The organism is Nocardia sp. NPDC060255, assembly GCF_042727395.1.
Taxonomy (GTDB): Bacteria; Actinomycetota; Actinomycetes; order Mycobacteriales; family Mycobacteriaceae; genus Nocardia.
The window spans coordinates 202381-209937 of record NZ_JBHXAU010000003.1 but is presented as its reverse complement, the minus strand read 5'-3'; the positions used below and the strand labels follow the sequence as shown (position 1 = coordinate 209937).

7 protein-coding genes are annotated in these 7557 nt (G+C 68.4%); 5 read left to right on the top strand and 2 right to left on the bottom strand.

From position 1 onward, the window contains the following. Window positions 1-206: 206 nt before the first annotated feature. Complete coding sequence (locus tag ACFWF1_RS09230; RefSeq protein ID WP_357378463.1) at window positions 207-476, bottom strand: DUF2631 domain-containing protein; 270 nt, start codon at window positions 474-476, stop codon at window positions 207-209. Window positions 477-629: 153 nt separating this feature from the next. Here ACFWF1_RS09230 and dxr point away from each other — a divergent pair, with 153 nt between their 5' ends. The 5 genes from dxr (at window position 630) to ACFWF1_RS09205 (ending at window position 7334) form a co-directional block, all read left to right on the top strand. Beyond that, on the top strand, window positions 630-1769 hold the full coding sequence (gene dxr, locus ACFWF1_RS09225) for a 1-deoxy-D-xylulose-5-phosphate reductoisomerase (protein ID WP_379284668.1): 1140 nt from the start codon (window positions 630-632) through the stop codon (window positions 1767-1769). 189 nt (window positions 1770-1958) lie between these two features. After that, the gene (locus ACFWF1_RS09220) at window positions 1959-3158 is read left to right on the top strand and encodes a M50 family metallopeptidase (RefSeq protein WP_379284667.1); all 1200 of its coding nucleotides are present in this window, start codon (window positions 1959-1961) and stop codon (window positions 3156-3158) included. A 143-nt stretch (window positions 3159-3301) separates the two neighbouring features. After that, window positions 3302-4459, top strand: a complete 1158-nt coding sequence (gene ispG, locus ACFWF1_RS09215) for a flavodoxin-dependent (E)-4-hydroxy-3-methylbut-2-enyl-diphosphate synthase (protein ID WP_379284666.1) — start codon at window positions 3302-3304, stop codon at window positions 4457-4459. A 111-nt stretch (window positions 4460-4570) separates the two neighbouring features. Then, window positions 4571-5437, top strand: a complete 867-nt coding sequence (locus ACFWF1_RS09210; RefSeq protein WP_379284665.1) for a GNAT family N-acetyltransferase — start codon at window positions 4571-4573, stop codon at window positions 5435-5437. Between the two features lie 88 nt (window positions 5438-5525). Beyond that, on the top strand, window positions 5526-7334 hold the full coding sequence (locus ACFWF1_RS09205; RefSeq protein ID WP_379284664.1) for a penicillin-binding transpeptidase domain-containing protein: 1809 nt from the start codon (window positions 5526-5528) through the stop codon (window positions 7332-7334). Here the strand turns inward: ACFWF1_RS09205 and ACFWF1_RS09200 are convergent. Beyond that, the gene (locus ACFWF1_RS09200) at window positions 7328-7486 is read right to left on the bottom strand and encodes a hypothetical protein (RefSeq protein ID WP_379284663.1); all 159 of its coding nucleotides are present in this window, start codon (window positions 7484-7486) and stop codon (window positions 7328-7330) included. The two genes, ACFWF1_RS09205 and ACFWF1_RS09200, sit on opposite strands and share 7 nt — an antisense overlap. Window positions 7487-7557 lie beyond the last annotated feature (71 nt).

Sequence of the window (7557 nt, the reverse complement as noted above, 5' to 3'; positions counted from 1 at the left end):
GGGGCCATAAGCACCTCACCCCCCCCGGCGGGGGGGGCCATCGGCGGGCCGCCTAAATGGTCTGTCTTACCCAACGCCGGACGTGCACGCCAGGGACCCCCCGCCACCTATCCGGCGGGCCCCACCTCTCGACGCAAAACCGTACTAGACCGTTCGGTCTGGTGAAAGCCGATATATTTCAGGGCATTCGGCCGGTGCCGACCCGACTAGCGCGGCTTGCGGCGCAGGAACGAGTCCCGGACCAGGATGCCGACGATGGCGAGCGCGAAGCCGACCAGGAAGATGTCCTCGACATGTCCCTTGTGGTTGCCGATGACCATCGCGACCAGGATGAACGCGACGATCCAGCCTGCGGCGCGGAAGGTGCGGGGCGATTCACCGCTCCACCCCCACGCGGCCGACGGAACCTCGGCGGTGTCCACGTGAGTGACGATGGCGCGCTCGGTGCTGGCGGGTTCGAGTTCCGTGGCGGCCACGATTCGCTCCTTAGCTGGTTCGGGATGGACTACTACTCGATATCGTGACATACGACGGTGCGTCGTTGTAAGTCGGGACACGCCGTCCGGCGGACGGTGGGCGGCGGGGCGGGTACGCATCGGGCCCGTTTTCTAGTGCGCCACAATGAACCCGTGTCCGACATCGTGAGAGTCCTGCTCCTCGGCAGTACCGGATCCATCGGTACCCAAGCGCTCGAGGTGATCGCCGCCAACCCCGACCGGTTCGAGGTGGTCGGCCTGGCCGCGCGCGGCGGCAATACCGAGCTGCTGGCCGCGCAGATCGCGGCCACCGGGACCCGCAATGTCGCGGTCGCCGACCCGAAAGCCGCTCAGCAACTGGGCATTCCGCTGGTAGGCCCGGACGCGGCGACCGAACTGGTCCGCCGCACCGAGGCCGATGTCGTGCTCAACGCGCTGGTCGGCTCGCTCGGCCTGGAACCGACCCTGGCCACCCTGCAGTCGGGCACCCGGCTCGCGCTGGCGAACAAGGAATCGCTGGTGGCGGGCGGCTCGCTGGTCACCCGCGCCGCGGCGCCCGGCCAGATCGTGCCGGTCGATTCGGAGCATTCCGCGCTGGCCCAGTGCCTGCGCGGCGGTCGCGCCGAGGAGGTGGACCGGCTGGTGCTCACCGCCTCGGGCGGCCCGTTCCGCGGCTGGACCGCCGAGATGCTGGAATCGGTGAATCCCGCTGAGGCCAAGACGCATCCGACCTGGTCGATGGGCCCGATGAACACGCTGAACTCGGCATCGCTGGTCAATAAGGGCCTGGAGCTGATCGAAACGCACCTGCTGTTCGGCATTCCCTACGACCGCATCGACGTCACCGTGCACCCGCAGTCGATCGTGCACTCGATGGTCACCTTCACCGACGGTTCCACCCTCGCCCAGGCCAGCCCGCCGGACATGAGACTGCCCATCGCGCTGGCCCTCGGCTGGCCCGACCGAGTCCCCGGCGCCGCGCTGGCCTGCGACTTCGGCACCGCCGCCACCTGGACGTTCGAGCCGGTCGACAACGAGGTCTTCCCGGCCATCGACCTGGCTCGTCGAGCAGGCGAGGCGGGCGGCAGCGTCACCGCCGTCTACAACGCCGCCAACGAGGTTGCGGTACAAGCCTTCCTGGACGGCGTCATCCGCTTCCCCGACATCGTGCGCACCGTAACCGCCGCCGTCGAAGCCGCTGATCAATGGCGCACCGAACCGAACTCCCTCGAAGAGGTACTCGCCGCGGACAGCTGGGCTCGCGAATTCGCCCGATCCCGGGTGCACGCCTAGCCAAGCCTCGGACTCGCCTGCCGACCACCGCCTGGCACACTGAACACGCAGGCCCGGTACAGGTCCGGTTACTGTGGTCGAGGTGCTCGCGGCCGTGACGGGATGTGCGGGTCCAGGTTTGTGGGCGGCCGATCCGGCGGTCGCACTTCATCAAGGCGAGCTGCGCTATGCAGGAGGGCTGCTAAACACATGGTCTACGCGTTGGGGTTCGTGCTGTTCGCGCTAGGCATCACGATTTCGATCGCGTTGCACGAATGCGGGCACATGTGGACCGCTCAGGCCACCGGCATGAAGGTGCGGCGGTACTTCATCGGCTTCGGACCGAAGGTGTTCTCCTTCCGGCGCGGTGAGACCGAATACGGCCTCAAGGCGCTGCCGTTGGGCGGGTTCTGTGACATCGCGGGCATGACCGCCCTGGACGAGCTGGAGCCGGAAGAGCTCGACCGTGCCATGTACCGCCAGGAAACCTGGAAGCGGATGGTCGTGATGTCGGGTGGCATCGCGATGAACTTCCTGCTCGGTTACATCCTGGTGGTCATCCTCGCGATCGGCTGGGGCCTGCCGCGGTTCGATCAGCCGCCGGCCACCGCGCTCGGCAACATGAGCTGTGCGGCGCAACAGAATCCGGACGGCAGCCTCCAGACCTGCACCGGTGATGGCCCGGCGCAGCGTGCGGGTCTGCAGCGCGGCGACATCGTCAAGTCGGTCAACGACGTGAAGGTGACGACCTGGAAGGACTTCCAGTCCGAGACCCAGAAGCAGACCGCCCCCTTCACCTACACGATCGAGCGCGACGGTAAGACCCTCACCGTCCCGGTCACCCCGGAACGTGTCATGCGTTACCCGGAGGGCGGCGGGGCGGGCCGCGAGGTCAGCGTGATCGGCGCGGGCTCGGACTTCTACGCGCCGGTCAAGTACAACGTGCTGAGCGCGATCCCCGCCGCGGGCGCGTTCACCGGCGACATGTTCGTGCGCACCTTCCAGTCGCTGGCGCAGCTGCCGCAGAAGGTGACCGCGCTGTGGAGCGCGGTGACCGGCGGCGAGCGTGACCCGGAAACCCCGGTCAGTGTCTACGGCGCGAGCAAGATCGGCGGCGAGACCGCCGAACGCGGGCTGTGGGGCGTGTTCATCCTGGTCCTGGCCAGCTTGAACTTCTTCCTCGGCGCCTTCAATATCCTGCCGCTGCTGCCGCTGGACGGCGGCCACATGGCGGTGGTGCTGTACGAGAAGATCCGCAACACCATCCGCGGCTGGAAGGGCCTGGCACCCGGCGGCCCGGTGGACTATCTGAAGCTGTTGCCGTTGACCTATGTCGCGGTGGTGATCGGCGGCGCCTACATGGTGCTGACGCTGGTCGCCGACATCGTCAATCCGATCAAGTTGTTCTGAGTTCGTACGGACGCGGTACCCTGTCGCCGGCACTTGGGGGACAGCACGTTGTCGTGGGCGTCACAGGGTGGTCGTTCGGCGTGCGCGACTAAGCTCGGAAGGCGAACGGCCCACAATGTACGTACGAAAGTAGGCAGCCGAAAGTGACCAGCACAATCGGATTGGGGATGCCCGCCGCACCTGCGGCCGTTCTCGCTCCTCGACGCAAGACTCGCCAGTTGCGGGTGGGCAATGTCGGGGTCGGAAGTGATCACCCGATCTCCGTGCAGTCGATGACCACCACCAAGACCCACGACATCAACGCCACCCTGCAGCAGATCGCGGAGCTCACCGCGTCCGGCTGCGACATCGTCCGGGTGGCCTGCCCGCGTCAGGAAGACGCGGACGCGCTGGCGACCATCGCGCGCAAGAGCCAGATCCCGGTCATCGCCGACATCCACTTCCAGCCGCGCTACATCTTCGCGGCCATCGACGCCGGTTGCGCCGCGGTGCGGGTGAACCCGGGCAACATCAAGGAATTCGACGGCCGGGTCGGCGAGGTCGCCAAGGCCGCGGCCGCGGCGGGCATCCCGATCCGTATCGGCGTCAACGCCGGTTCGCTGGACAAGCGAATGCTGGAGAAGTACGGCAAGGCCACCCCGGAGGCGCTGGTGGAATCCGCGCTGTGGGAGGCGAGCCTGTTCGAGGACCACGGCTTCGGCGACATCAAGATCTCGGTCAAGCACAACGACCCGGTGATCATGGTGGAGGCCTACCGCCAGCTGGCCGCGCGCAGCGACTACCCGCTGCACCTCGGCGTGACCGAGGCGGGCCCGGCGTTCCAGGGCACCATCAAGTCCGCGGTGGCGTTCGGTGCGCTGCTGTCGGAGGGCATCGGCGACACCATCCGGGTCTCGCTGTCCGCGCCGCCCGCCGAGGAGATCAAGGTCGGCGATCAGATCCTGCAGTCGCTGAACCTGCGCCCGCGCAAGCTCGAGATCGTGTCCTGCCCGTCGTGTGGCCGCGCCCAGGTGGACGTGTACAGCCTTGCGAACGCGGTCAGTGCCGGTCTGGAGGGCATGGAGGTGCCGTTGCGGGTGGCCGTGATGGGTTGCGTCGTGAACGGGCCCGGCGAGGCGCGGGAGGCGGATCTCGGTGTCGCGTCCGGCAACGGTAAGGGGCAGATCTTCGTCAAGGGTGAGGTCATCAAGACCGTGCCGGAGGCGATGATCGTGGAAACCCTGATCGAGGAGGCGCTGCGCATCGCCGAGCAGATGGGCGTGGAGGCGGGCGCGGGCGAGCCGGTCGTGACGGTCGGCTGACGACCTTCCCGGGTGGTAGCCGGACTTCGCCTGGTTCAGTGGAACACTCTGCGAACTGTTGCGTTCGGCATAGCCGTACCACATCGCCGATTTTCGTGGCAGGCTGACAACGTGCGGAGTCTGCTTGAGCCGACGCGCAGGGCGAAATACGTCCCCGCGCGCCAGCTCGCGAACCGGGACCTGGGACAGGTCCTCCGAGTGCTGGATGCCGATCCGGTGGCCTCGTGCATGGTCGCGGCCCGGTTGCAGGAATTCGGCCTGGATTCCACCCGGTGTGGGCAGGGCGAACTGTGGAGTCGAGGCGGCCCCTCGGAGTCGCTGTGTTTCTCGGGTGCGAACCTGGTCCCGCTGCGCGGTGACCACGACGCGCTGCGGGCGTTCGCGGACCGCGCGCTGCGCTGGCCACGGATCGCCTCGTCGGTGGTCGGACGCCGTGAACTGGCGATACCGCTGTGGGAGATGCTGGCCGACCATTGGGGTCCGGAGCGGGAACTGCGCGGCGAACAGCCGCTGCTCGCCCTCGCCCAACCGCCGCTGGTCGCCCCCGACCCGAATGTCCGGCGGGTGCGGCCCGACGAACTCGAACGCTACCTCTGCGCCGCGATCGCCATGTTCATCGAAGAGGTCGGCGTCGATCCCCGGGCAGGTGACGGCGGTCGCGGCTACCGCCGCCGCATTCAGAGCCTGATCGAATCCGGCCGCGCCTGGGCACGTTTCGAGGACGGCGAGGTCGTCTTCAAGGCCGAGGTCGGGTCGTTGTCCCGGCGCACCGGCCAGATCCAGGGCGTCTGGGTGCATCCCGAACATCGCGGCACCGGACTCGGCACCGTGGGCACGGCCGCGATCGCCAACGCGGTGGTGGCGTCCGGCCGCACCGCGAGCCTGTATGTGAACGACTACAACGAGGTCGCGCGCCGCGCGTACGGCCGAGTCGGCTTCCGGCAGATCGCTACCTTCGCCACCATCCTGCTCGACTGAGCCCGCCCACGCTGAAAGCTGTTTCAGTGGAAAGAAACACGGAGCGGCGCGGAGGTTTGCTCAGCGTTGGCTACTACCATCGGTGCCGATGTCGACCAGGACCGATCCGCTGAGGACACCGCTTATTGCCACGCTGGCTGTCGCGATGCTCGCGTTGCCCGCGGCCGGCTGCGCGCGCGGCCCGCAGGGACCGGTGCCCGCGGCGGACGACTTCGTCGCGGCGTTCGCCGGACACGACCTCGCGGCCGCGGCCGACCTCACCAATCAGCCCGAAAAGGCCAGTGCCGCACTGGGTTCCGCATGGGATCACCTGCAGGCCGAGAAGCTCTCGGCGCACACCGGCTCGGCCAGGGTCAGCGGCGACACCGCGACCGTCGACTACACCTACGAGTGGCACCTGCCCAAGGATCGGACCTGGCGCTACACCGGTCAGTTGCAGATGGGGCGCAGCGGCGGCCGCTGGAAGGTCCGCTGGACCTCGTCGAACATCCACCCCAAGCTCGGCGACACCCAGACGATGTCACTGCGCGCCAACCCGGCTCCCCGCGCAAGGGTGAACGAGCAGGCGGGCAGCGATGTGCTGGTGCCGGGCAAGGTATCCCGGGTCGCGTTCACCGCGGCGAACGCCGCCGACCCCGGCGCGGTCGCGACCGCGCTGGCGGCGGCACTGAGCCAATTCGACCCGCAGCTCACGCCGGAATCCGTTCGGGACGCGGCCGTCGCCGCCAAGGGCGCGTACACCGTCGCCATGCTCAGCGAGAGCGAATTCGACCAGGTCAGTACCGATCTCATCGGTTTGCCCGGCGTCATGATCACCCCGGAGTGGGACCTGGTGCCCACCGACCGCGCGTTCGCGCCGGACCTGATGGCCCAGATTCGCAAGACGGTGATCGCCGAGGTGGACGGCAAGGCGGGCTGGAGCGTGGTCACCATGAACGCCAACGGCGCCGACACCGACGTGCTCACCGAGGTGCCGTCGCAACCGGCGCCGTCGTTCTCGCTCAGCGTGGATCGCAACGTGCAGAACGCCGCGCAACGCGCCGTCGACCTGCGCGAAGAGCAGGCGATGCTGGTGGCGATCCGCCCGTCCACCGGCGCGATCCTGGCGATCGCACAGAACAAGGCGGCCGACCAGGACGGCCCGGTCGCGACCGTCGGCCAATACCCGCCGGGTTCGGTGTTCAAGACGGTGACCGCGGCCGCCGCCATGTCCACCGGACTCGCCACGCCCGACACGATGCTGCCCTGTCCGAGCCGAATCACCATCGGGGACCGCACAATTCCCAACTACAACCTGTTCACCCTCGGTGACGCGCCGATGATCACGGCTTATGAGCGGTCGTGCAACACCGCGTTCGCCAACGTGGCCAGCCGGCTGCCGGGGGCCGCGCTGCACGACGCCGCCGCGAAACTCGGTGTCGGCCCGAGCTATACGGTCGACGGCCTGCCGACGTTCTCCGGCTCGGTGCCGTCCTCGGATGAGCTGATCCAGCGCACCGAGGACGGCATCGGCCAGGGCAAGGTGGTGGTCAGCCCGCTCGGCATGGCGTTGATGGCGGCCACCGTCGCGCACGGCTCGGTGCCGGTGCCGTACCTGATCGCGGGCCGCGCCACGACGGTCGACGGCGCGGCGCCCGCCCTCGCGCCGCAGGTGAGCACCGGGCTGCGGGCGATGATGCGCAGGGTGGTCACCGGCGGCACGGCCGAGCGGATCGCCGATCAGGGGGAGGTGTACGGAAAAACCGGTGAGGCCGAGGTCGACGGCGGGTCGCACTCGTGGTTCGTCGGCTACCGCGGCGATATCGCGTTCGCGACGCTCTTGGTCCGGGGTGGCAGCTCCGACAACGCGGTCGCGGTCAGTCGCGATATGTTCGCCGCGCTGCCACCGGGTTACTGAGCCGCGCGCTCGTGCGCGGCTGCCGGGTTGCTGGACGACGCGGCGTTATCCATGATCACCGCACCGGCGTCGCCGCCGTCGAGGATCTGGACGGTCGCGGCGCCGCCGAGGACGATGGCCACGCTGGCCAGAATTGTGGTGGAACGCTTCATTGTTCGGCTCCCTCAGGGTCAGGGGTGTCGACGGGGGAAGGGTTCTAGCTTTTTTCCGCGCAGGGATTACC

Excerpts from the sequence above, each read along its gene's own strand:
- ACFWF1_RS09220 (WP_379284667.1), top strand. The coding sequence starts at position 1,959 with ATGGTCTACGCGTTGGGGTTCGTGCTGTTCGCGCTAGGCATCACGATT.
- ACFWF1_RS09205 (WP_379284664.1), top strand. The coding sequence starts at position 5,526 with ATGTCGACCAGGACCGATCCGCTGAGGACACCGCTTATTGCCACGCTG.
- ACFWF1_RS09200 (WP_379284663.1), bottom strand. The coding sequence starts at position 7,486 with ATGAAGCGTTCCACCACAATTCTGGCCAGCGTGGCCATCGTCCTCGGC.